Source organism: Anaeromicropila herbilytica, assembly GCF_016591975.1.
GTDB classification, from domain to species: Bacteria; Bacillota; Clostridia; order Lachnospirales; family Lachnospiraceae; genus Anaeromicropila; species Anaeromicropila herbilytica.
On the sequence record NZ_AP024169.1, the window covers coordinates 1,848,613 to 1,874,331 of the forward strand.

The 25,719-nt window shown below is 31.8% G+C and carries 20 protein-coding genes; 18 read left to right on the forward strand and 2 right to left on the reverse strand.

Annotated features, from left to right (window positions below; all coding sequences use genetic code 11):
* Nucleotides 1–113 precede the first annotated feature (113 nt).
* The 16 genes from bsdtb5_RS07825 to bsdtb5_RS07900 all read left to right on the forward strand — a co-directional run bounded on the left by bsdtb5_RS07825 (nucleotide 114) and on the right by bsdtb5_RS07900 (nucleotide 19,067).
* A complete protein-coding gene (locus tag bsdtb5_RS07825) occupies nucleotides 114–887 on the forward strand; it encodes a dihydroorotate dehydrogenase electron transfer subunit (protein ID WP_271715471.1) in 774 nt (257 codons plus the stop codon).
* Nucleotides 887–1,789: a dihydroorotate dehydrogenase gene (locus tag bsdtb5_RS07830; protein ID WP_271715472.1), complete on the forward strand. Its 903-nt coding sequence runs from the start codon at nucleotides 887–889 to the stop codon at nucleotides 1,787–1,789. The genes bsdtb5_RS07825 and bsdtb5_RS07830 overlap by 1 nt, the downstream gene beginning before the upstream one ends.
* Before the next feature lie 91 nt (nucleotides 1,790–1,880).
* Entirely contained in the window at nucleotides 1,881–2,558 is a 678-nt protein-coding gene (gene pyrE, locus bsdtb5_RS07835; RefSeq protein WP_271715473.1) for an orotate phosphoribosyltransferase, read from the forward strand.
* Between the two features lie 22 nt (nucleotides 2,559–2,580).
* Nucleotides 2,581–2,733, forward strand: coding sequence for a hypothetical protein (locus bsdtb5_RS07840; RefSeq protein ID WP_271715474.1), 153 nt, complete (start codon nucleotides 2,581–2,583; stop codon nucleotides 2,731–2,733).
* 440 nt (nucleotides 2,734–3,173) lie between these two features.
* Nucleotides 3,174–3,968: a hypothetical protein gene (locus bsdtb5_RS07845; protein ID WP_271715475.1), complete on the forward strand. Its 795-nt coding sequence runs from the start codon at nucleotides 3,174–3,176 to the stop codon at nucleotides 3,966–3,968.
* Nucleotides 3,949–4,773: a hypothetical protein gene (locus bsdtb5_RS07850; RefSeq protein WP_271715476.1), complete on the forward strand. Its 825-nt coding sequence runs from the start codon at nucleotides 3,949–3,951 to the stop codon at nucleotides 4,771–4,773. Before bsdtb5_RS07845 ends, bsdtb5_RS07850 begins: the two co-directional genes overlap by 20 nt.
* Nucleotides 4,766–6,706 carry a pilus assembly protein CpaF gene (locus bsdtb5_RS07855; RefSeq protein ID WP_271715477.1) on the forward strand — a complete coding sequence of 647 codons (1,941 nt, stop codon included), beginning with the start codon at nucleotides 4,766–4,768 and terminating at the stop codon, nucleotides 6,704–6,706. Before bsdtb5_RS07850 ends, bsdtb5_RS07855 begins: the two co-directional genes overlap by 8 nt.
* Before the next feature lie 52 nt (nucleotides 6,707–6,758).
* The gene (locus bsdtb5_RS07860) at nucleotides 6,759–8,675 is read left to right on the forward strand and encodes a hypothetical protein (RefSeq protein ID WP_271715478.1); all 1,917 of its coding nucleotides are present in this window, start codon (nucleotides 6,759–6,761) and stop codon (nucleotides 8,673–8,675) included.
* A gap of 42 nt (nucleotides 8,676–8,717) precedes the next feature.
* Nucleotides 8,718–9,167: a hypothetical protein gene (locus tag bsdtb5_RS07865; protein ID WP_271715479.1), complete on the forward strand. Its 450-nt coding sequence runs from the start codon at nucleotides 8,718–8,720 to the stop codon at nucleotides 9,165–9,167.
* Between the two features lie 73 nt (nucleotides 9,168–9,240).
* Nucleotides 9,241–9,624, forward strand: coding sequence for a hypothetical protein (locus bsdtb5_RS07870; protein WP_271715480.1), 384 nt, complete (start codon nucleotides 9,241–9,243; stop codon nucleotides 9,622–9,624).
* Nucleotides 9,625–9,637: 13 nt separating this feature from the next.
* Nucleotides 9,638–10,153 (forward strand): hypothetical protein, encoded by a 516-nt coding sequence (locus tag bsdtb5_RS07875; RefSeq protein WP_271715481.1) that lies wholly within the window; start codon nucleotides 9,638–9,640, stop codon nucleotides 10,151–10,153.
* A complete protein-coding gene (locus bsdtb5_RS07880; protein ID WP_271715482.1) occupies nucleotides 10,140–11,099 on the forward strand; it encodes a hypothetical protein in 960 nt (319 codons plus the stop codon). Before bsdtb5_RS07875 ends, bsdtb5_RS07880 begins: the two co-directional genes overlap by 14 nt.
* Before the next feature lie 187 nt (nucleotides 11,100–11,286).
* Nucleotides 11,287–12,558: a hypothetical protein gene (locus bsdtb5_RS07885; protein ID WP_271715483.1), complete on the forward strand. Its 1,272-nt coding sequence runs from the start codon at nucleotides 11,287–11,289 to the stop codon at nucleotides 12,556–12,558.
* A 128-nt stretch (nucleotides 12,559–12,686) separates the two neighbouring features.
* A complete protein-coding gene (locus bsdtb5_RS07890; protein ID WP_271715484.1) occupies nucleotides 12,687–15,791 on the forward strand; it encodes a DUF5704 domain-containing protein in 3,105 nt (1,034 codons plus the stop codon).
* A gap of 181 nt (nucleotides 15,792–15,972) precedes the next feature.
* Nucleotides 15,973–17,232: a right-handed parallel beta-helix repeat-containing protein gene (locus bsdtb5_RS07895; protein ID WP_271715485.1), complete on the forward strand. Its 1,260-nt coding sequence runs from the start codon at nucleotides 15,973–15,975 to the stop codon at nucleotides 17,230–17,232.
* Nucleotides 17,229–19,067, forward strand: a complete 1,839-nt coding sequence (locus bsdtb5_RS07900; protein WP_271715486.1) for a right-handed parallel beta-helix repeat-containing protein — start codon at nucleotides 17,229–17,231, stop codon at nucleotides 19,065–19,067. The genes bsdtb5_RS07895 and bsdtb5_RS07900 overlap by 4 nt, the downstream gene beginning before the upstream one ends.
* Before the next feature lie 93 nt (nucleotides 19,068–19,160).
* Here the strand turns inward: bsdtb5_RS07900 and bsdtb5_RS07905 are convergent, their stop codons facing one another.
* Entirely contained in the window at nucleotides 19,161–20,444 is a 1,284-nt protein-coding gene (locus tag bsdtb5_RS07905) for an HlyC/CorC family transporter (RefSeq protein WP_271715487.1), read from the reverse strand.
* A gap of 264 nt (nucleotides 20,445–20,708) precedes the next feature.
* On the opposite strand from bsdtb5_RS07905, the gene bsdtb5_RS07910 reads away from it, so the two are divergent.
* Entirely contained in the window at nucleotides 20,709–21,317 is a 609-nt protein-coding gene (locus bsdtb5_RS07910; protein ID WP_271715488.1) for a zinc dependent phospholipase C family protein, read from the forward strand.
* 484 nt (nucleotides 21,318–21,801) lie between these two features.
* Here bsdtb5_RS07910 and bsdtb5_RS07915 read toward each other — a convergent pair whose 3' ends face one another.
* Entirely contained in the window at nucleotides 21,802–23,427 is a 1,626-nt protein-coding gene (locus bsdtb5_RS07915; protein WP_271715489.1) for an ABC-F family ATP-binding cassette domain-containing protein, read from the reverse strand.
* A 356-nt stretch (nucleotides 23,428–23,783) separates the two neighbouring features.
* On the opposite strand from bsdtb5_RS07915, the gene bsdtb5_RS07920 reads away from it, so the two are divergent.
* Nucleotides 23,784–25,562, forward strand: a complete 1,779-nt coding sequence (locus bsdtb5_RS07920) for an ABC-F family ATP-binding cassette domain-containing protein (RefSeq protein ID WP_408628620.1) — start codon at nucleotides 23,784–23,786, stop codon at nucleotides 25,560–25,562.
* Nucleotides 25,563–25,719: the final 157 nt, after the last annotated feature.

A 25,719-nucleotide genomic window follows, 5' to 3' on the forward strand; every position in this document is an offset into this window, starting at 1 on the left:
AAATTGAGATACTAATTTATATTACAGACTTATATTGTTACAAGAACAAAGCGGGACTAATCAGTAAGTAATACTGAATAAGTTTATAAATTAACATTTTAGGAGAAAATACGATGTCGAATTCAAAGAAGAAAACAGTACTGATTCAAAGTATGGATGCGTTAACAGACGATGTTTTTAGTATGTGGCTTAAGGATGAGGAGATTGCAGCAAATGCAACACCAGGTCAATTCGTTTCTCTATATTGTAACGAAGGAAGCAGACTCTTACCAAGACCAATTAGTATTTGTGAGATTGATAAAGCGGTGGGTGCAATTCGTCTCGTATACCGAGTAGTTGGAAAAGGAACAGAAGAATTTTCTAAAATGAAAAAAGGTGATACCATCGAAGTGATGGGACCACTTGGAAATGGATTTCCGTTAGATAATGAAGGAAAAAAGGTTATATTAATCGGTGGTGGAATTGGGATTCCTCCAATGTTAGAACTTTCTAAGCATTTGACTGGCGAGAAACAAGTAGTACTTGGATACCGCGATGAGTTATTCCTTGAGAAAGAGTTTGAAAGTTATGGGAAAGTATACATTTCAACGGAAGATGGAAGTGTCGGAACAAAAGGAAATGTCATTGATGCAATCAAAGAAAATGGATTAGATGCTGAGGTTATCTATGCATGCGGTCCTACGCCAATGCTTCGAGGAATCAAAGCCTATGCAATAGAACATGGAATTACTGCTTGGCTATCATTAGAAGAGAAAATGGCTTGTGGTATTGGAGCATGCCTTGCTTGTGTATGTAAATCAAAAGAGGTTGATCACCATACCAATGTAGATAATAAGAGAATCTGTAAAGAAGGCCCTGTTTTCAATGCATTGGAGGTAGAGTTATAATGAATACAAAAGTGAATCTAGCCGGAGTTATACTTAATAATCCAGTAATGACAGCATCTGGAACATTTGGTTCGGGAGCAGAATACAGTGATTTTGTTGATTTAAATCGCTTGGGAGCAGTTGTAACCAAGGGAGTTGCTAACATTCCTTGGAAAGGAAATCCTACACCAAGAATCGCAGAAACTTATGGTGGTATGTTAAATGCAATTGGTCTACAGAATCCTGGAATTGACGTATTTGTTGAACGAGACATCCCATTCTTAAAAAAATATGATACGAAGATTATTGTAAATGTATGTGGTAAAACAACAGAAGATTATTGTGAAGTAGTGGAACGTCTTGCTGATGAGAAAGTTGATCTCTTAGAAATAAATATCTCATGTCCGAATGTAAAAGAAGGTGGTATTGCTTTTGGACAAAATCCAAATTCAATCGAACAGATTACAAAAGAGATGAAGAAAAGAGCAAAACAACCTATCATTATGAAGCTTAGTCCTAATGTAACCGATATAACAGAGATGGCGAAAGCAGCGGAAGCTGGTGGAGCAGATGTACTTTCGTTGATTAATACCTTAACAGGAATGAAGATTGATGTGAATAAAAGAGCATTTGCATTAGCGAATAAGACAGGCGGTTTATCTGGTCCAGCTATAAAGCCAATCGCAGTTCGAATGGTGTATCAGGTAGCAAATGCAGTTAAGTTACCAATTATCGGTATGGGTGGAATTCAAAATGCAGAAGATGCACTAGAATTCATCATGGCTGGAGCTACTGCGGTATCAGTTGGAACAGCCAATTTCTATAATCCTTATGCTACAATAGAAGTGGTAGAGGGAATTGAAGAATATCTTAAGAAAAATCATATCGATAATATTCAGAACTTAATAGGGTGTGTTAAATAGAAAATGTATATGATATATAACTGCATTTAAGAAGTAATACTTTAGTAATATAGTGGCCCTAAGATTTTATATTCAGAAAGGATAGAGGAAAATGGAACAATACAAGAAAGAATTTATTGAATTTATGGTGGATTGTGGCGTGTTAAAATTTGGAGATTTCGTGACGAAAAGTGGAAGAAAGACTCCTTTTTTTGTGAACACTGGTTTCTATAGAACTGGAAAACAATTAAGAAAGTTAGGAGAATACTACGCAAAGGCTATTGAAACTAAATTTGGATTTGATTTTGACATCTTATTTGGCCCTGCATATAAAGGAATTCCTTTAGGTGTTGCTACTTCAATGGCTATAAGTGAATTCTATGATAAAGAAGTGAAATATTGTTCCAATCGTAAAGAAGTAAAAGATCATGGCGATACTGGAATTCTACTTGGAAGTCCAATTGCAGATCATGATAAAATCGTAATTATTGAGGATGTAACAACAGCTGGAACTTCTATTAATGAAACACTACCTATTCTGAAAGCTCAAGGTGATGTAGATGTATTGGGCCTTGTTGTATCGGTGGATCGTATGGAGAGAGGTCAGGGAACGAAGAGTGCTTTAACTGAGATTGAAGAAAAATATGGATTTATGACAACTGCAATTGTAACAATGGAAGAAGTGGTTGAACATCTTTATAATAAGCCTTATAATGGAAATATCATCATTGATGATACATTAAAAGCAGCAATTGATGCATACTATAAGGAGTATGGTGTAATTAAATAAAATAATATAAGGAGGTATTCGTTTGAGCGAAAAAGTTTATAAATCTATGAAATCTGCAGGAATTTGCAATATTGTACTAGGAATATGTTCCATTATATTAGGAGTAGCTATTGGTGTCGCGACGATTGTTAATGGAGCAATTATGTTAAAGAATAAATCACATTTATTATTTTAATTATGAAATGAGACAGACAGTTCGGATAAGGTTACAATGCCTTATTATGGACTGTCTGTTTTGCTATATCTATCAAATGTTTTGACCTTAACATCATCTAAATATTAGATAATAAAAGTATAATGAATGAAATATGATGTAGAAAAATATAAAATCCTCTTTACAAATGTAAATTAATGTTATATTATATGAAATATATAACAATTCTAATCTAATCTTTTTATTATAGTAACTTCAATGAAAACAATTTACTATAATAATTACTATTTATCAAATATATTCTAATAAGTTTTAACAATTCATCTTTTTGAATCCAACTAAAATGATTTGAATACAAAAGCCTTTCTCAATTTATATTATGTACAGTGATTAACACTAAATAATTATATTAGGCTATTGATACTCAAAACTATAAAATTAAATAAAGAAAGGAAATTTATTTGCAAGAACATAGTGTATATTTATTTATTGGTAAGCCATCGAATGATTTTATTATTTATCTTGCCACCATTTTGCAGAATTTAAGTATATCTGTTCTCATTATCGATGAAACGAATCAAATGAAACAATGTATTCAGATTCCAGAGGAACAACCAGAACCAATTCATTATAGAGGGATTGACTTCATAAACATGGAGACTCTTTTGGAGAAGTATAGTAGTTTGATGGGTGATATGTGCTTACAGCAAGATATCGAAGCATGTTTAGATATGCAATATCAAGTATACTTCATTTTATCTGATCTTAATGATTCTATATTAAAAGAACTTGAAGAATCAAAAGACAATAAAAATTTATTTCTAAAACATTCTTATTTCAGTAACAATCTAAAACAAACCTATCTAATAACGGATTCCACAAAAAACAATATTGAAAAAGTAACCGATTTTATTAATTTATTTAATCAAAAAGTGACGATTATTCTTCGTGATATATGTGAAGGAAAGCTTAATATGCAATATTATTTGAATACTTATTTTGAAAGATATGAATATAGCATAAGAAGATATCAAATACCATTAGATGAAGTAGATTATGAATATAGAATTCGATTAGAATATGAAACATTCCAAGATTTTAAAAACATTTCTAAGGAATATCAAAAGGTGCTTATGGAAGTAGCAAAAGAGATGCTAAAAGAAATGATAATTGATGTAGAAGTGTCAGATAAAACATTAAAAAAGGCATTTCAATTAGCAAGAAAAGGAGTTGTATATGAAAACAGCATTTTTTAGTAATGTAAGTGGCAAAAACGGAGTTACTAGTAACATCGCTTGTATCAGTATTATGTGTGCGATGGAATATCAGCTAAGAAGCATGATAATTGAGAATCATTCAAATCTAAATAGTATAGAGAATGCTTTTGTAAGGTATCATGAGCATTATCTAGTTAACGAAGATTATTATTATTTCAATCATATTGGTATAGAAGCTGTGATTAAGAAGCTACATTCAGAAAAAGAAGATGATAATATGATTGAGTCAGCCTCGAAAAAGTTCCTAAACCATTACATCTATTACCTCCCACAAAGTCATACCATGAATAAAGAGGTGCTTGAATTCCAGTTAAATGAAGTAATTAGCCGTTTGTTAGAAAAGGCTGAACAATGTTCCGATATTACTTTTGTAGACATGGAAGGAAAAGTTAATCTAACTTCTAGAGCAATCTTAGAAGAAGCAGACCTCGTAGTAGTTAATCTAAGTCAGGACATTAGGATTATAAGGCATTTCTTTGAGCATTATCAAGCATTAATTCCAAAAGCAATCTTTCTTATTAGTAAATATGATTCTAGATCCAAATACAATGTGAAAAATATTATGCGTAAATATCACATATCAAAAGAGAATATTGCGGTAATACCATATAATGTGGAATACAAAGATGCGATCAGTGAAGGAAAAGTGATAGAATTTATCGCAAGGAACTATAACTGTAAGGAAGAAGACGATAATTATACATTTATAAGAGAGGTAAGGCATGCAACTGATATTCTCTATCAGAAAAGCAGGAATTATCAGAAGGAGGTATTAAGTGTCTAGTCGATTAAAGGAGCCTGAGAACACTTACAGTGAGATTGAAAAACGAAGTATTATTGAGGCATATGAATCAAATTCCAAGATATCTAAGATTCTTAGGAGACTATCTCATAATAGGATACGAAAATCAAATCTTGATTTCATGTCTAGTCAAGGAATGGACGGGAGCATAAGAAGTCATACAGATAGAAAATCAACCAAACTGATTCAATATTCAGTAACAAATAAGAAAAATATTTATGAGCAGTTATTATCTATAGAATACCTTGTTCCAGAAATCATGAATACCTTTAATCAGATTCTACGAAGGAATGAATATGAGGATGCTTTCTCTAAAGAAGATATAGATCAACGAATTGAGCTAAAGAAGGAATTAAGAAGATCGCTACGTAATTGTGCTTATGGAGATAGAAAAGCAAAAATCTATGTAAAAGATTACATTAAGGAAATACTGATTAAGAAATACGGAATAAATGAATCAAATATCAACCGATTAATTGCATTTGATGAACAACAATATCTAACGGTAGAAGATCAATTTGATATTATGTTATATCATAGACAGAATGAATATAAAAATAAAGCGTTAGAACATCTCATTGAACAATATAATCTTGATAAACCTAAAAAAAATCAATTAGGTGATATCTATTATGAGATAGATGCAAAGATGATTCAAAATGTATACCAAAAGGAACAATATCACTTAGATTTTATCGATAAACTAGAAATAGTAACCCAACGAATCTATGAAAGATACAAGGGAAATGGTGTAATTGATACGATTCGAGATATGAAGATTGATGGTATATCTGCTGGTGTATCAGGAATTCCAGAAAACTTTGAGATGGAAGAAATCTTAGAGAATACGAAATATTCCCTCTCATATGATAGTGTTTGGATCTTCTATAAAGGAAAGTCAATTCATCTTTCTTTCTTGAGTTTTGGTAGCTACAAAGAATTGATTCGGGTATGCAAGAATATTTATCGATATAACAGTCCGGGACAACTTAGTGAAGTGACTGGTTATATTGTAAATGAAATGAAAGATGGGTCTAGGGTAGCTGTAGCAAGGCCACCATTTTGTGAGAGTTGGATTCTTTTTATTCGTAAATTTGATACTCTTTTGCAAGAAGATATCCATCATCTGATTACCGACCGTAATAGTAATCTGCCAATCTTAATTATGAAAAGTTTAATAAAAGGCTGCCAAGTGATTGGGATTACAGGGGAGCAGGGAAGTGGAAAGACAACCCTTCTTATGTCTCTTATTGGCTTTATTCATCCGACGTATAATCTTCGGATACAAGAGTTATCCTTTGAACTTCATGCAAGAAAGATCTATCCAGAACGCAATATTGTAACATTTCGTGAAGTAAATGGTATTTCTGGCCAAGAAGGACTTGATTTTCAAAAGAAGACGGATGGAACAGTTAATATCTTAGGAGAGGTTGCGTCGAATCCAGTTGCAAATTGGTTGGTACAGATGTCTTTAGTGGCTTCTTTATTCACCTTATTTACTCATCATGCTAAGACAACTAGGGATCTAGTCATATCGCTTAGAAATGCACTGTTGTTAGAAGGAGGATTCACGAATGAATACGTTGCGACAGAACAGGTAATACATGCGATCCGATTTGATATTCATATGAGAAAATCGAGGGAGGGGCATCGATATATCGAACGAATTACTGAAATAATGCCAAAAAGTGGTGAGGATATGTCTAATCCACATGTGGAAAGGAATACAACAAAAGATCTCACAAATAGTATGTTTGAGTGTAGAGATATTATAGCATTTGAGAATAATCAATATGTTATTAAGAATTATCTAAGTGTGAGAACAATGGAGGAACTAAATAAAAATCTAAATGAAGAAGAACAAAGAGAATTATATGAGTGCTTCTTAGACTGGGGGCTGAATCGTTCTGAATAGAGTAAGACAATCTATTTTATATTATGAACAGAAGATTCTATATCGAATCTATTTGTTACTAATGCATTTTTTCTTTGCAAAAAAATATATAAGTCACATTCGTAATATCTATGAGATATTACATCCAACCAATGCATATGAAGTAATTGTATCTTCTATGCGTATCGAATTAAGAGCAAGCATCATTTCTTTCTTTATTCTATTTTGGAGTCTTAGCATCAAAGGGACTACTTTATATAGTGCTATGATTATTCTAATATTTGTTTATCTTATACATCATGGGATGGTTCATTATCAATTAAATCGATTAGAATTTCAATTACTTAATGAATTAGAAAAGTATCTAGGGGATCTCAGGCATTATTTCTATTCTAGTGGAATGGTAGAAGAAGCTATTTATGATTCTTTAGAAATGAGGTCAAAAAGAATCACATTACATATCAGTAAAATCTACGATATTCTAATGAAGGATGACCCATATGAAGTAGAACAGTATAAAGAAATCGCACCCAATAAGTTTTTCCTGACCTTCTTAGCATTATGTCAGATTACTATTCAGTATGGGGATACGATATATCAGGATCAATCCTTATTCTTGACAAATCTCAATTATCTTAAAAATGAAATTAATATAGAAATCTTAAAGAGAAAAAAGATAAAACATGTATTTTCAGGCTTAATCTTTATCTCAATTCTACCTATATTCACCCTTAACATGATAGAAAATTGGAGTGTTAGTAACCTCGAAGAGATGAAAAAATATTATGATGGAGGATATGGAATTATCGTATCTGTTGCAATATTTTTCATAACACTCTTTTCTTATAAGTTAATACAAAGATTGAAATCAAATGAAAAAGGCTTTCGGTCAAATTATGAAGTTTTAGAGAAATTGTTATCTTTTCATAAAATAGACAAGTATATATCCATATGGATTGCTAAGAACTACAGACGAGCAAGTAAAGTTGATAATCTGATTAAGCGAATAGGAGAAGGAATTACTATAAAACAGTTCTATCTAGGACGAGTTCTTATCTTTATTATGATCTTCTTGTTTACGAATGCCATCATAATTCGCTCAGTTAATGCTACAAAAAACAATGATTTAAATTATGTAAAAGACTTTGAAACTTCTACATTCTCTAGCAATAAGTCAGATATTCTCACCTTTCAAGCGATTGTTAAGAAATACACAAATAAATATTGCAAAGTGAATATAAATAATCCTACTAACAATAGTAAGATGAATAAATTAAGCACCAAAAAGATAAAAAAACACTCGAGTTTCTTCAAGCAGATCAAAGAAGAATTAGTAGAAAAAGAAGCAATTACAAATGATTATATTGCAAAATTATTAACAAATGAAATTATTAGAAGAATCATTCATTTTCAAGAATGCCATTACCATTTGTATTATTTTATTTTATCACTACTCGTTGCTGGGGTCTCTTCCTATATCCCATATATTATTTTACTACTTAGAAAACAATTGATGCAAATGAGTATGGAAGATGAGGTAATGCAATTTCAAGCTATTATAATCATGTTGATGCATATCAAGAAGATGAGTGTTGATACGATACTTGATTGGCTAGAAAACTTTGCCGAAATATTTCGGCCAGCTATTATGGAATGTGTAGATACATATAACTATGATGAAGAGATGGCTTTTACTAGATTGAAAGAAAGGGAACCATTCCTTCCATTTGTTCGAATTGTCTCAAATCTTGAGGCATGCGATAAAGTTGGAATCGAGAAAGCGTTTGATGAAATAAAAACAGATCGAAATTATTTTATTGAGAAGAGAAAGCAAGAGAATGACATTATCATTACGAATAAAGCAGTGATCGGAAAAGTTGTGGCATACATTCCAATGATTGCAACACTAGCTTTATATCTAATTCTGCCTTTTGTAATCGAAAGTGTTACTAGACTTTTAAATTACGTGAAACAGATGCAAGGATATTAAATAATAATATAAAATAAAGGAACCATATAAGGAGGAAAATTTATGGATAATAGTTTAAAAGGTCTAATTTTGGCGGCAGGTACCATTATAACTTGTATTGTGATTGGACTTGGATTTTACATTGCAAGGGAAGCAAGAGATACGGCATCATCAGGAGCAGGACAGATTAGCAAATTGAATGCAGAATTTAATGAGAGTGATAAGGTAATGTATGATGGACTGGATGTATCAGGAAGTGAAGTAATTAATCTGATTAATAAGTACCGCGAGGGAGATATATCGATTAAGGTTAAAACAAAGAAGTCCACCGTATATTATGGAAAAATATTATCAAGTAGTGATACAGAAATTGGAACCGATAGTAATGCATCCGTAAAAGATGCCCAGAAATCGTCAAGTGTCTACTATATTAATCAAAATGCTCAATTTACTGGAGAAGTATTACGTGATTCCAATAATTCAATTATAGGAATTAGTTTTATACAGATATAATTGTTTTCTTAAGACAAAAAATATGTGCACAGAAATAAGCAACTAAAAGTATTATACAAAGGGTGTCATTATTATGGAACAAATGAATGAGTATATACACCAGATTGCAGCGATATTTATATTCTGCTTTGCATTCGCAATCCTAATATATAGCTGCAAGAAACTTAATAACTTAATCATAACAACAAAAGAAACCATGCAGAATACGAACACTATTTATGAAAAGGATGTTAATGAGGAGAAAAGTGAACTTATATCCTATTATGAAGTGGTTTCATTTTTACTAAACGATATTGATACGGATGTATGGATTGATGGAACATTATTGAAGAAATATGAATTTTCTCCTTTAAGTTATCAGTATGATAATGTTGCAGTCAACAGTTATAGAAAAACTGATATTTACGATGAAAATGGAATATTAATTCGTGTTGAGTTCCATTCAATTCATCATTAGCAAGGAGGGAGATATGGATTCTTTTAGTAAAATAGTAGCTATTATAATATCTATTTTATTACTATTTGTGGCACCACTTATGTACTTGACACAGAAGCAAGATATGATATCACAAGTCTATGTATCGAATGAAACAGCGAGTTTAGTTGACAGTATTAGGAACACTGGGTACCTCAGCAGTGAGATGTATACCGCTTTTTTAAGAAAAATATCAGCAACCAATGTATCATATCAAATATCAATAGTACATGCACATAAACTAGTGGAGCCTTTGTTTGATGATGTGACAGCATCATATACTGACGAGTATGTGAGCTATTATGAGAATACATATGATGAGGATATCAGAAAAGCTCTAGAAGAGAATGGCGAGTATTCATTTTCTAAAGGAGATTATATAACGATTAAAGTAGTAAATCAGTCTGAAACACTTGGAACAAAACTGCAGAAAATGATATATCGGGCCAATATTCCAAAGGAGCAAATCGTTGTGACATATGGAGGTTTAATTCGTAGTGAAACTAACTAATCTTGCAATAGTATTTTCTGTGCTATCAATTGCAACGTTTGTAATTATAGATGCAAAAGTTAATAATTTGTGTGCCCAAGAAAAGATGAAAATAGAATACAACAGAAGAATTGATAATGCAATAGATGATGGAATTTATGAATTAGTTGAACTTGATAATAATCGCAAGATATCTTTAAATAAGGAAAATGCAGTTAATATGTTAATGAATTCCTTATATTCAAATTTTAATGTATTAGGACAGAAGGTATTGGAAGAAAAATTAGGTCTCTATATTCCGATTATCACGGTAATTGATAGGGATGGTTTTTATATATATCATATTGATGTAGTTGAGAAAAATGGGGAAAGAGTATTAGAGAGACATTGGACGGATAAGATTCCATATTCTTATGAAAAGGATAATCTGATCTACAGATTTACATTAGATCAATATGTGTATCTTTATGATAAGACTACAAATGTTAGAAGTAAAGGGCTATATACTGATTTGAAGAGTCAATATCCGAATTCAATACTTTCCGAAGACACAACCTTTGAACATATTAGAAGAAGAACAATTATTAATCAAATAGAAGATTATATGAGGGAGTATATTAATCAACATAATCATATTGCTCAGAATTTTGGGATAACCTATGAGTTTTATTTGCCACAGATCGAGAAGAACGATTGGTATCGCACGATTGATGATATTAGTATGCTAGTATTGTTTCAAGGATATCCATATGGAATTACAGGGGAGGACTTTTATAATCGTTATGCATTTGGTGGTGCTAGAATAACAAAATCAAAATCTTATTATGTTGAAAAAAGTAGATCAGATGGAAGGCGTTATTATCATAAAGATAATTGTTCTGAACTACAGAACAAGGATGAGATGTATTCAACTAAGGAGGAATGTGCGAAAGAGGGGGCTTTTCCATGTTCTAAGTGTAAACCTTGATTATAACTTAGTTCGTTTCTCTTTGTTTAATATAACGAATAATAGGAAGTTGAACGAGTTGAACAGGAAATGATAACAAATGATAACAGAAGAACGGGTATCAAGATTGAAATGGAATAATATAGATAATAATGTTATAATAAGGAGGGTATAACAAAAATAATGAGGGTAAAGGGAGTAAAAGGGTATGCAAAAAACTATATTAAAAAAGGTAGCAGAATTTATTATTATTGGGATTGTAGTAATAAGTTTATGTGGAATTAACGCAAAAGCAACACAAAATGAGCAATATACTGGGAAAGAGTATCTGGTCCAGTTATTGAAATCAATGAAAGTATCTATTGATACATCAGAAGAAGATCCATATCTTAATATCGCACTTCAAAAAAAAATCATAACAGAATCAGATGTAAATAAATTAGATTCAGCTCTAACCAGAGAATATGCTGCTTATTTGACAAATCAAGCAGATGTCTTTCTATCTGGTAAAAAATATTCATATGATGAATATCTCTATTATCAAATCAAACATAAAAAAAGAATCTCGGATATTTCAAAATGTAACAATACATATCAACCTGCTATCTACAAAATATTCTCCAAAGGTATTATGATAGGCGATTCAAATGGTTCATACTCACAAAATCGTTCTTTTCATGGAAAGAAAAAAGTAACAGAAAAAGAAGCGAATTTAATCATCAAGAAGTTAATAAGCAAAACTTCACGTAATAAAGTCAGTTATGATGGACAAGTAATCAGGACATCAAAATTGCCTAAGAATTATAAAAAGTTTCCTTATATATTGGAGAGCTTTCCAAACTCATTTTATGAGATGAAATTTAATTGGGAGTATATAAAATCTAGCGAAAAGAAAATTGATGGAAAAACATATTTTTCGCCTGCAAAAATAAAAAAACAAATATTATGGACTTCAAGTGGAAAATGGAGTATGGAATATGTTATGAATAAATATCTAGATGATTGGGTTGACAAAGTTTATACAAATGTTTATACAAGGTTGAATGCAAATTATAAAATTATTAATGAAAATGATAAGTGGTTTAAACAATTAAGAAATACATATTTTATTTTTAATAATAAGCAAAATGATAATAGGCAGTCTAAAATTATAAAAAAATATATTGAAAATATGATGCAAAATAAAGTGATTATTAAAAGTGCAAAGGTAGTTGTTGAACCTTCTACATTATATGAAAGTATGACACATGTTACATTTTTAAGAGTTTATGCAAAATTTAAAATAAGCGCTGATAATTTTAATATGGATCATAATAAATTAATATTTGGTGATTATGTTTGGATAAAAAAAATAACAAAAAATGTATGGATTGAAGGAGTTTACGATATCGGTATTGGTACTTCAAATCTTGCTAGTAACGGTTCTGATTTCTCTGTAATGAGAGACTATATAAATGACTATGCATATAAAGGAAAATAGAAGTTGGGGTGTGATTATCGCTGAGAAGAAAAAAGTATATTGTGATAATAATTTTCTTAGTATTTTTATGTATAATAACAAACAAAATAAAGGCGTACAACAATAACGCATATTGTAAGAATGGTTTATTGATTTTTAGTACAGAAGATACAACAGCATCAACAAAAACCACTTGGGAAACAGTTGGATTTGTAATTAAAAATAATATAGTTGGTAAAACAGAAGATACAAGAAGTGGTAAGTACTCTATTATATGGATGAGCGAGGGGAAAAAAAGTGAAGAAGTAGATGGTAAAATCACAAACGTCTACTTCGAATTCAAAACCGATAAAATCCGCCAAAAACTAAACTGCAAAGACGGTGAAACAATCTACCTCAACGGTATCTTCCGAGTCCTAAAAAATGGTAAACCCATTGATAACAAGCTCTATTACAAGTACCAAGGTGAAGGTGGAATCTCAACTGCACAATCATGGCGTAATCCATATGATTTTTGGGATCGATTTAATATTCCTGTGACATATGAATCACCTGATCAAGCCGTCAAGGTTGAATTTCGTATGGCTGATACGAATCTAAAGATAGCAGATGATATTGAATTAGGAGAATACAAAGTCGGCAGTCAGTGTGATTTGGATGCTAATAATGCTAAGATTGGTTCAAAGAACAAGGGTATACATATTCCGAAAAGCATAAGCTTTGGAGGAAAGGATTATCTCATTTATCGTCATTATTACTATGATAATGATAAACCAAGCAAAAAATTTGTAGATAAAAAAGTAAGTATTTATGATAAAAACTATAAATCTAAAATTCAATCTTTACAATCGATTCAAGCAGAGGTAACAGATCATGGAACTACAATAGTATATATGTTTAAAAGTAAAAGTACCGAGCAAGAGGATAGTGAACACACGGAAAGTATATCCGAATCGCTGGAGATACCTGAACCAACAGGAGTAATAGGAGCAGATGACAGGGGGAACGAAGCCTTTACAGTTGAAGATGGAATACCAACTACAGAACATCTCTATAGCAATGTATTTACAAGTCAATTCTTAACGACCTATAAATTTACTCGAACCTTTGGAACTAAGTATTATACTGTGAATGTAACTAGAAATTTTATATTAACTTGGGATGAAGAGAGCAAAGATGGAAGGAAAAAGGAAAAAAGTAAAACAGTACCTTTATCTATGAGTTATCAGATACCAAGAGAGTATTCTTATTGGGAATTAAAACGATTAGGTGTATATGGACTTGATATGGCTAACGTTGAAAATTATGCGTTACCTAATGGTAAAGCAATTCTAACACCATATAATTATATGCCTCCTACAGTAGTTTGTAGCTATAGCAATGCTGAAAATGATCACATTATTGAGCCAAAACCAAAAGATGTTAAATTGGAAGATATATCAATTAATGGAGGAGACCAAGAACCAAGTATCGATGATTCCTATGTAAGTGGATGGGAAGCATTAGCGAAAAAAGAAGTAAAACAGATCTTGGTTAAAAATGATAATCTGACGATAAACGGAATAACTATTATGACCAATGTGAAGAAAGAGAAAAAGACAGACGATCCCAAAGACATGCCATCTGGTAGCGATGAGATTGGTGAAAATGTATTATATCTGTCAAACTTAGCAATTGATCAAAATAAGACAAATGGTACATATCATAGCAAGGGAACGGTGGGTTATAAAGCGGTTACTCACATTAATGTAAAAGAAGCTAACAATCTTAACTATCCGATCGAAGATATCAATGATGTTGTAATACATACACCAACAGTTTGTGATGCTTATATTGAGAATTGCGACTCTTATAATCAGATGATATCACCAGATAGAACGAGATTTTCATTAATCTTAGGTACTAGGTTTTCTGTGCAATTGTTAACAACAGGCCAACATCGTTTTATCAATGGATATGATTATAGAGATTATGCTAAATATATAGCTGCAAGGCAAGTTTGCTTACCATTTGATGTGTATAATGGTAGTAGCTTTATTCGCGCGAATACCTGGGTAGACATGTCTGATATAGAAACCTTTTATCTCCCAACTTGGGTAGAGGAAGGAAAATATACCATTCAATTTCGTAGTATTAGTTTAAATGCCGAAGCTAATGGCGGAATGGATAGAACACAGTATTTGGCAAACACAGAAATTGATAATTATGTTGCTTGCGATTCTATAGATGTTGAGGTATCTGGAAGAATCTATGGATTGAATATTTATGATATATCAGATTATCCTACTTGGCAAAATGTATTTCGAAAGAATAATTCCATGCAATTAACAGGTTTTAGGTATACTGTGGGAACGAAGAACCAAGATGAGAATAGTAATGGAAATCAAGAGAAGTATACCTTACCTTTGATTAATGGAAGTCATCCAAAGTATAAGAATATAGGTACATTAAAAACTGGATATGCGGTACGTTTTATGCTGACAACAGTTGGTAATATGTATGGGTATAATGATTATATAAGAATTAAGCCAACATTTTATTATGTAGATTATCTGGGTAGGAATAAGAAAGAAGTGGATGTCTACTATTCGGAATCCTTCTTGAATAATAAACATGTAATGGTTAAAATGGGAAGTGAATTAGATAAAACAAATATTAAAAGGTTATCACTAGGGGAACCGTATTTGTCTGTACCTAGAAAGGAAATAGGGGATACCGCTACATTATTAAATATACTGGAATCAAAATTACTTAGCTTGTATAGGAATGTTTACACATTTACTAATATTATGATACCAGAGAATCTAAGAACATTTGTCGGGAATGAGAATATGTTACCATCAAGGTCGATGCCCTATGAAATTGAAGAAAAGATGTTAACACAGTCCGTTCAGAATTGGTATTGCGAATATTACATTCCAAGTGAGATACATATACTTCCAAAAGATTTTAACCTTACAAGATATATTACTGAAAACGGACCAATTGATTTTAAAGAAGATTTTTGGCTTGAGAATGGATATTTGTTAATAAACTTTGATATTGAAACCATTCAGAATAATGAAAGACATCTGAGCTATATTAACAAAGAGAATGCAAAGTTCGGATATTGCAACATGTGGAATAGAGAAGGTTATTTATATAAGAAAAAGGATTATAAGAACAATGAATTCGATTTTGAGGACGGAGATTTTGTATTATATGATGTCAATAAGTCTGCTGCAAAGGATTACATATCCTCAGGCACACACTAATATTTAATCCCCTTATTATTAAAAATTTAAGGATTGTAGCAATTGGTAATAATAAAAATGGCCAATCATGTCGATGTATATAGTAGACAGGATTGGCTTTAATTGATTATAGAATTATGTATAGCGTACATTATGTAAAGTTATATTTTTATAATTTGTGCCATACAAAGGAGAGAAAGACATGGACTTATTTGGATTCTTAAAAGAGAAAAAAACAGAAGAGAATATAATCATACATCCATTTGTTCATACGGAGCATACTTTTAAATATTTGTACTGCTTCGGTATTGGAGTACTTACTTGTGGTCATATGAAAGCAATGACCGAATTGAAGGAACCATTTTCGAAGATGTTACAGAATATCGATCTCTCTGAAAATTATGGAGATCGTATCATTATTGATATTAATAATAATTTTGACTATAAAATTAATGATGTATTTCGTATTTTAGATACCAAAGAAAGACAGTATACTTTCGCAGCTGATTTATTTTTATTGAGTAGTACAGCTTCTTGGTCTAAATCATATTGTCATAATGTAATAGAAGTGTATATGAATATCTTTAAGTTTTCAAAAGAAGAAAGAGATTTCTTTGAGCAGTTTGCATTAGCATCTAAGAAAAATCAGCTAGAACAAGCGAGAGTTATCTATCAGATATTTATACAGAATGGTTATACGATTAGCTATAAATTACTACAGTATATGTGCTATAATTTTGAATTAAAAGAGCAATTAGGTGATATCGTTCTTGAAAAGGGTGAATCTTTTGTTATTGACAAACCAACTGTAATGAATGGAAATATCTTTGTTCGGAATGGTTCCAAATTAACGATTGATGGTGGTGAATTAAAAATCAATGGTTACATATTTGTCGATGGAGGTAAACTTGAAATACATGACGCAAAGATTCAAGTGACTAATTGTAGTAGCAACACACTGATAAAAGCGACGAATATAGCGATGATAACGATCCTCGGAACAACAATTGATTGTAATAGTAAATGTGGTGTTATTCTACAAGATGCAGGACATTTAGTAATTAGAGATTCAAAATTAAAGAATACCAAGTTATCCGCAGGTATTGAATTTAAAGGAAAATCAATTACATTGGAGGACAGTACTCTAGAAGATTGTGTTAATGGAGGCATGATTGTAATAGAAGAAGCGATTATGAAAGTCTCAAATAGTACATTTTATAATTGCGAGGCAGATCATGGAGGAGCTATCTTTTTTGATTCGTTATATGATGGTTTGATAAACAGTTGTGTATTCAAGAATTGTCGAGCAAAATACATAGCGGGTGCAGTTTATTTTGCGAATAAGAAATATGGTCAAGAGATTATTAATTGTGAGTTTAGTCAATATTCACCTGAAAACAGTGCTATAGAAAATGTCTATCTGGAGAGAGATAATACCTTTGGAAAAGAGGAACGCTTATGAAATTAGATACACTTACAAAATTAAATAATAAGAAAAAAATGTGGATTTCACCAAAGCATCCTTTGTTTTTTGAGAGTCTTGATTTTAAAATTAAATATGCTGCAGGAGTATTCGTTCATGCAGCACTTAATAAAACAGTTAATACATTAAATAACTTTGAATTGCAACGATTATTAAATATAGGATTAGGACTTAATGGAAAAGAGATGGCTAATGTAATTAATCTTGCTCAGAAGAAAGAGGATATCGTAGGTGATATCATAGAGTTATTAGATGAACCAGTGAAAAAATATTTATTCTTATTGGATATATCAAGTGTAGCAATGAGAAGTACAGAGCTATGTGAAGAGGAAATGGAATCCATTAAGAACTATCTTGAATTGCTTCATATAGAGGTAGAAACCTTTGAGTTACTCTATGATTTTATCAAATGTTCAACCAACTTTGATAGTGATAATTGTATCAAAGTATTTGAGAAGATGATTGATAAAGAACTATCCATTACAATGTCAGAATTAAAATATTATATACCTGAGATTGCTTATGTTACGAAGATAGATAGTAAGATTATGAAAAAAGGAATGAATCTTCGATTGGTAGATAATTGTGAGATTAAAGAAACGATAATCGTGCCAACGGGAACTACCTTATACATAGCAAATGCAGTAATTCATATGTATGGAACTATCATTGTAGATGGTGGAAAATTAGTCATTCGTGATAGTAAATTAGTGAATAAAGATCAGGAAAGTGATACTTTAATTGTTGTAAAGAATTTTTCCGAAGTTGAAATATACAATACTAATTTTGATTGTAGATATATGGGAAGTGCAATAGATCAAGATAATGGAAAATTAAAAGTAATCGATAGTAAGTTCTTTCATACCACCAAAAAAAGTGCAATTCGCTTCTGGGGAAGTGAAATACATATTGAAAATTCACTTTTTCATGACTGTTTAACGAATAAAGATGGTGCAGCTCTTAAGATTGAGACAGGTAACGGAATTATCAAAGGATGTACATTTGAGAATTGTGAAGCCAAAAATGGTGGAGCAATTGATACAAGAGATGGAATTATGATTCTCAATAGTAAATTTAGCAAATGTAGTGCAAAAGGATATGGAGCAGCTATATTCTATCATGGTGAAGTAAAATCTAATGTCTCACATTGTGAATATATTAAGTGCAGACCTGAAAAGGAAGAATTAATTCAGTATATTACCTCGAATGAAGAAAAAGTGATTGATCATGAATATACCATCATAGTGTCTACAATCTTAGATCAACCATTACGTATTACTAGCCTAGGAGTATTAGCTATTAACAATGCAACAGTATATGTAGAGAAAACTATTATTTGCAGTGGAGTTCTGATCATAAAAAATTCAAATATCATAGCAGGTAATGATGTTGGTAGAGATATCTTCGTTATTACAAGAGCAAGAGGCGTAAATATTAGTCAATCAGAATTTGACGGACACTTAAGGGCTGGAATATTCTGTGCAACTGGATCAAGAATGCAGGTATCTGATTGCATCTTTCGTAATACCTCTGGTGGACGTGCTATATTTGACGCATTTGAACCTGAGATTAGAGGCTGTATCTTCTCATATTGCTTAGGAGGTGCTCTGAACGCTTGCTCTGGAAAGATTACAGATTCGGTATTTGTGTCAACTAGAGCGAAAAATGGAGCAGCAATACTAATGTATGGAGCAAAAGGTGAGATTGGTAATTGCAAGTTTGTCAAATGCATTTCGGATTATAGCGGTGGTGCAATAGATGCAACATTAGGCAATACGATAAGAGATTGTGAGTATGAAGATTGTAATCAGTAATCCATATTAGAAAGATTCTAAAGGTAATGTACATCAACTCATACAAGCGATACTAAATGAATAAAGAACCAAATAAAAACAAAAAGAGGATGATTAATCATCCTCTTCATTTATTACCTCAACTGAGTCGTGAAGTACAATATGCACTTTTTCGATTCGATTTTTTTCTAATGAATCAACTGTATAAGTTATATTCTTATCCGTTACTGACTCGCCTTCTACTGGTAGATGTTCTAAGAGTGTTATGATATGCCCAGCAATCGAATCATACTCATCCGATTCGAGATTAAGGCCAATAACTTCATTAATTTCATACAATCTAGTATTACCCTCTGCAATATATTCATTTTCAGAAATGCATTGAATAGATTCTTCCTCGTCCTCGTCGTACTCATCTTTAATATCTCCAACGATTTCTTCTAATAGATCTTCTAAGGTAATAAGTCCAGCAGTAGCGCCGTATTCATCTAATACAATAGCCATTGCCATAGAGCCTCTTCTCATCTCAACTAATAACTCAGAGGTCTTTTTGAATTCATATGTGAAATAAGGTTTACGCATGATGGATTCAATATGAAAATCCTCTTTTTTATTATGATAGAAAAATATATCTTTTAAATTGATAATACCAACGATATTATCCTTTGTTTCTTTATATACAGGAAGTCTTGAATACTTCTCTATTTCAAAAGCAGCAACAAGTTCATCATAAGTAAAATCTATATTGGCGAATTCCATGTTAATTCTAGGAACCATCAGATCTTTTGCTAAAGAGTCACCAAAATCAACTACATTGGTTATCATTTTTCTTTCTTCGCTTTCAATAACACCTTCTTCATGACTGAATTCCACAATCGTTCGAAGTTCACTTTCTGTAATAGAATTAAGTTTCGACTTGGCATTAATACCAAATATCTTAAGAATTCCATTCGAAATCTTATCAACGATAAATATGATTGGTGTTAGTATAAGAGTAATTAAAGCGATGAATCCACCATATGTTAAAGCTAACTTCTCGGCATATATATTCGTAATTGTCTTTGGAATAGTTTCACCAAAGATCAAAAGGACAATCGTAAGTATACCTGTTGCAATTCCTACGCCAATACTATGAAAGTGGTTTAATGTCAATCGAGTAGTTATTGTAGCAGCAGTTAATATTACAATGTTCTTGCCAATCAGTATGGCACTTAGCATCTTTTCGGGTTCTTCAATTAGCTTAATTACCTTATGACTTCCTTTTATATCTTCATCAGCTAACGTACGTATTCTTAGTTTGTTAACAACTTTGAAAGCAGTTTCTGCGGATGAGAAAAATGCGGAAAGCAATATAAGAATAAATAAAATAAACAATTGCGTGACTTCACTCGGGTCCAAATTATCATCTCCTAAATATGTTTTTTGATTTTTGCATGACAATAGTATTGTAACTGAATACGCTTATTGTGTCAAGAGAGCTGCGATTTTGAGAGTCAGAATTAGTTGGAGTGTTATTTCACATGCAGTTCATATGGATTTCACAATCTTAGTGTATAATGAAGAAAATATTTAAAAAGAGTAGAGAGTACAGAAATAAATCTGGTTAGGGTGTCAAATTAATTTTAAAAATAAATGGATGATATAAAATATCGGAGGTGGAACATGAGAAAAATATCTCATATTACATTAGCAAAATATCTAGCAGATAATATAGAAGTACAAGGAATCACAATATATAGGCGTTCTTTTTATATCGGGAGTATTTTGCCTGATTGTACACCATCATTTATAACAAAAAGGCATACGATAGAAGATACTTTTGATATACTAAGGTTAGAAATAAGGAATATTACGACGAGAAATGAATTACAAAAGGAAATAGATGCTACTTATTATAGACATCTTGGAATCATAACACATTATTTAGCAGATTATTTTACCTATCCACATACTAAAAACTTTAATGGATCTATTAAAGAACATTGCTCCTATGAAAAAGACTTAATTCAAGGTCTGCTATGTTATGTAAATGAACGAGAACATACAATTAGAAAGAGTGAGATTACATGGGATAACCCTGAACAATATGAAGATGAATTATCTAAATATATATTAGATAAGCATCAAGAGTACCTAGAATATGCAGACGGAATCGAAGTTGACTGTAAATATATTGTAGAAATCTGTAGTAATGTTCTAGATGCAATTCATGAATATCACCAGTATTCGTGCGAAAGATACAAGAAGGTTGAAATTGCTGAAGCTATTTAAATGTTAATCACTTAAAACTTCGAGCAAAAACTACCGTATACTTAATAAATTCAGGCCTAAAAACGAGATTAATTACCATGATTGAATCGTTTATATCGTCGTGACTTTGCCACATTTGTGAAGTTACTTATGCTTTATCAATTTGATTTAGCTATAAAAAGTTCACTGTTTGACGAAAGTGAGGAGTGTGAAATAAAAAGCATTTCACACGTTGAATTTAGGCCTGCGAGCAAGTCGCAGGCATGTGGGTTAGTTTGAACTTTTTATAGCTGTATTTATCAAAGTGATAAAACATTAGTAACTTCCAAATGTGGCAATGGAACGTAAGATGTAAATGATTCAATCATGGTAATTTGGAGAACCTAACACCTGAATTTATCAAGTATTCAATGAACTTCTGACTGGAAGTTTGAGTAATAAATATAAAAACGATAGGAATAGAATCTACTCGATTCTATTCCTATCGCTTTATTCGTTAATTAAATTATTCTTCAGTTACGATGCTCATAACCTGTCTTTTTCTTGCTAATTCATCATTATCAAGATATTCATCATAAGTTGAAATCTTATCGATAAGACCGTTTGGAGTAAGTTCCAGGATACGGTTAGCAATCGTTTGAATAAATTGATGATCTTGTGAGGTGAATAAAGCTGCACCAGGGAACTTGATTAAACCATTATTTAAAGCAGTAATAGATTCCATGTCTAAATGGTTTGTAGGTTCATCAAGGATAAGAACATTAGAACCCATAATCATCATTTTAGAAAGCATACAACGTACTTTTTCACCACCGGATAATACCTTAACTTTTTTAACGCCTTCTTCACCAGCGAATAACATTCTACCTAAGAAACCACGAACATAGGTAACATCTTTTTCAGGTGAGAATTGCATTAACCAATCCACAATGATTTCGTCGCCTGAGAAATCTTTGGTGTTATCTTTAGGGAAGTAAGCGGTAGAAGTAGTAATACCCCATTTGTATTCACCTTCGTCAGGTTCCATTTCACCTGCAAGGATTTTGAATAAAGTAGTAGTTGCTAATGTATTAGGTCCAACAAAAGCTGCTTTATCATCACGACCAATGATAAAGGAAATATCATCAAGAACTTTTACACCATCAATTGTTTTTGATAAATGAGATACTGTTAATACTTCATTACCAATTTCTCTAAATGGTCTAAAGTCGATATAAGGATATTTTCTACTTGATGGTCTAATTTCATCTAATTCAATCTTATCAAGAGCTTTCTTTCTTGAAGTTGCTTGTTTTGATTTGGATGCATTCGCAGAGAATCTTTGAATAAATTCTTGAAGTTCTTTAATCTTTTCTTCTTTCTTCTTATTCGCATCCTTCATTTGTTTAACCATAAGCTGACTTGATTCATACCAGAAATCATAGTTACCAGCATATAATTGAATCTTTGCGTAGTCGATATCTGCAGTATGCGTACATACCTTATTTAAGAAATAACGGTCATGGGATACAACAATAACTGTATTCTCAAAGTTAATAAGGAATTCTTCTAACCAACGGATTGCATCGATATCAAGGTGGTTAGTAGGCTCATCTAGAAGTAAGATGTCTGGATTGCCAAATAAAGCTTGTGCAAGAAGTACTTTAATCTTTTCGCTACCATTTAATTCACTCATTAACTTGTAATGTAAATCAGTATTGATACCAAGACCATTTAATAGGTTGGCTGCATCAGATTCTGCTTCCCATCCGTTTAATGTAGCAAATTCACCTTCTAATTCACTTGCTTTAATGCCGTCTTCTTCGGTAAAGTCTTCTTTAGCATAGATTGCGTCTTTTTCTTTCATTATTTCATAGAGTCTTTTATTACCCATGATAACAGTGTTTAATACGTCGAATTCATCGTATTTAAAGTGATCCTGTTGTAAGAAAGAAAGTCTCTGTCCAGGAGTGATAATAATATCTCCGTTCGTTGGTTCAATTTGACCAGAAAGAATCTTAAGGAATGTTGATTTACCAGCACCATTTGCACCAATAAGACCATAACAGTTTCCCTCTGTAAATTTGATATTTACATCTTCAAAAAGGGCTCTTTTTCCTAATCTTAATGTAACGTTACTTGCTTGAATCATAGTTAGTTAACCTCTCTATTATAAATTTTATCATGTTCCATACTTTGGCTAGGATATACCTAGTGTATAATCATTTCTATTTTACCGTATCTTGATTATTTTGCAAGTCTTTTCTGCTATTTTTGTTGTATAAGTATGACAATCATAGTATAATAGTATAAGTTTAAGGGGTGTCTGTTCATGACACCCTATTCTTTGATGTAGTAAAATGTTATGATGTGCAGAGTAATATTTTCAGTTAAGACTATGATTTACAATGCATTTATTTTATGTAATATGTAAAGAACTTATTGTGACTGAAGTGTTACTTTATCAATAGATAAGGAGTTTTTATGAATTTATTAACGGTTGAAAAAATGTCTAAGACATATACGGATAGATTACTATTTGATCAAGTTACATTAGGAATTAATGAGGGTGACAAAATTGGTGTTATTGGAATTAATGGAACGGGTAAATCAACGCTTCTTAAGATCATATCAGGTCTTGAAGAAGGGGATGCGGGTAATGTCATTAAAGGAAATCAGATTAAAGTAATATATTTAGCTCAGAATCCAATCTTTGATTCAAAACTTAATATCTTAGAGAATGTGTTAAATGACGAAAGTGGCAAGGATAATCTATGGGATAAAGAAGGGGAAGCTAAGTCTATGCTAAATCGCCTTGGTATCCTAGAGTATGATGCTAAAGTGGATACATTATCTGGAGGACAAAAAAAGAGAATTGCTTTAGTGAGGGCGTTAATTCATCCAGCTGATATCCTAGTTCTAGACGAGCCTACCAACCACTTGGATAATGAGATGACAGAATGGTTAGAAGATTATTTAAGACGATATAAGGGAGCTTTTATCATGGTTACGCATGATCGCTATTTCTTAGATTCTGTAACTAATCGCATTGTTGAGATTGATAAAGGTAATCTTTATAGTTATGATGCGAATTATTCTAAATTTCTAGAATTAAAAAGCGAAAGAGAAGATATGGAGCTTGCTACTGAGAGAAAGAATAAGAGTCTCTATCGTGTAGAATTAGAATGGATCAAAAGAGGAGCAAGAGCTCGTTCTACAAAGCAGAAAGCAAGAATTGAACGTTTTAATGACTTAAAAGATCGTAAGAAAATCTCAGAAGATAAGAATGTAGAACTTAATTCCCTTTCTTCTAGATTAGGTAAGAAGACAATTGAACTTAATCACTTAACGAAAGCATATGGAGATAAGATTCTATTTAACGATTTTAATTATATTTTATTAAAAGAGGATCGTATCGGTATCATCGGACCAAATGGATGCGGTAAATCAACTTTATTAAGAGTAATCAATGGTGTAGTAGAACCTGATTCAGGCTATGTTGAGATTGGTCAGACGGTTAAAATAGGATATTTCTCACAAGAGAATGAATACATGGATGAGAATCAGAGAGTCATCGATTATATTAAAAGTGTTGCAGAGTACATCATGACAAGAGATGGAAGTACCAGCGCATCCCAGATGTTAGAGCGATTCTTATTTGACGCGACGATGCAGTATTCTATGATATCAAAGTTATCAGGTGGAGAAAAGAGAAGACTATATTTACTACGAATTCTGATGGATGCTCCTAATGTATTAATTCTGGATGAGCCTACCAATGACTTAGACATTCAGACACTTAACATTCTAGAAGATTATTTAGATACCTTTGATGGAATTGTAGTAACCGTATCCCATGATCGCTATTTCCTTGATCGTGTCGTACAGAGAATCTTTGCTTTTGAGGGAAATGGTGCTGTAACCCAATACGAAGGCGGTTATACAGATTATAAGATTGCTATGGAAGCAAAAGATACACCAATAGATAATAGCGCAGTAAAAGAAGATAAAAAAGAGAAACAATCCTATCAAAAGCCTAGAGAGGCTAAACTAAAATTCAGCTATAATGAGCAAAAGGAATACGAAACAATTGATGAAGTAATCTCAAAGATAGAAAGCGAGATAGAGGTTACGGAGAAGAAAATACTCGAATCTAGCACGGACTTTGTCAAATTGAATGAATTTATGAAAAAGAAGGAAGACTTAGAAAAAGATTTAGAATACCGAATGGAACGATGGGTATATCTAAATGACTTGGCAGAACGAATTGAAAATGAGAAGAAGTAAGTTAATAGGTAGTAGGCAAGCGGAATAGTGCTAAGAAGTATTTAAAATTGTATGAATACAATCACACATCGAAGCATAAACATAGAGAATGTGTACTAGTTTAAGCTGTTCTAATTTATAATAAGATATTAAAAATAAATAGATAGGAGGGCATTAG

Excerpts from the sequence above, each read along its gene's own strand:
- bsdtb5_RS07825 (WP_271715471.1), top strand. The coding sequence starts at position 114 with ATGTCGAATTCAAAGAAGAAAACAGTACTGATTCAAAGTATGGATGCG.
- bsdtb5_RS07830 (WP_271715472.1), top strand. The coding sequence starts at position 887 with ATGAATACAAAAGTGAATCTAGCCGGAGTTATACTTAATAATCCAGTA.
- pyrE (WP_271715473.1), top strand. The coding sequence starts at position 1,881 with ATGGAACAATACAAGAAAGAATTTATTGAATTTATGGTGGATTGTGGC.
- bsdtb5_RS07850 (WP_271715476.1), top strand. The coding sequence starts at position 3,949 with ATGAAAACAGCATTTTTTAGTAATGTAAGTGGCAAAAACGGAGTTACT.
- bsdtb5_RS07865 (WP_271715479.1), top strand. The coding sequence starts at position 8,718 with ATGGATAATAGTTTAAAAGGTCTAATTTTGGCGGCAGGTACCATTATA.
- bsdtb5_RS07870 (WP_271715480.1), top strand. The coding sequence starts at position 9,241 with ATGGAACAAATGAATGAGTATATACACCAGATTGCAGCGATATTTATA.
- bsdtb5_RS07875 (WP_271715481.1), top strand. The coding sequence starts at position 9,638 with ATGGATTCTTTTAGTAAAATAGTAGCTATTATAATATCTATTTTATTA.
- bsdtb5_RS07885 (WP_271715483.1), top strand. The coding sequence starts at position 11,287 with ATGCAAAAAACTATATTAAAAAAGGTAGCAGAATTTATTATTATTGGG.
- bsdtb5_RS07895 (WP_271715485.1), top strand. The coding sequence starts at position 15,973 with ATGGACTTATTTGGATTCTTAAAAGAGAAAAAAACAGAAGAGAATATA.
- bsdtb5_RS07900 (WP_271715486.1), top strand. The coding sequence starts at position 17,229 with ATGAAATTAGATACACTTACAAAATTAAATAATAAGAAAAAAATGTGG.
- bsdtb5_RS07910 (WP_271715488.1), top strand. The coding sequence starts at position 20,709 with ATGAGAAAAATATCTCATATTACATTAGCAAAATATCTAGCAGATAAT.
- bsdtb5_RS07915 (WP_271715489.1), bottom strand. The coding sequence starts at position 23,427 with ATGATTCAAGCAAGTAACGTTACATTAAGATTAGGAAAAAGAGCCCTT.
- bsdtb5_RS07920 (WP_408628620.1), top strand. The coding sequence starts at position 23,784 with ATGTCTAAGACATATACGGATAGATTACTATTTGATCAAGTTACATTA.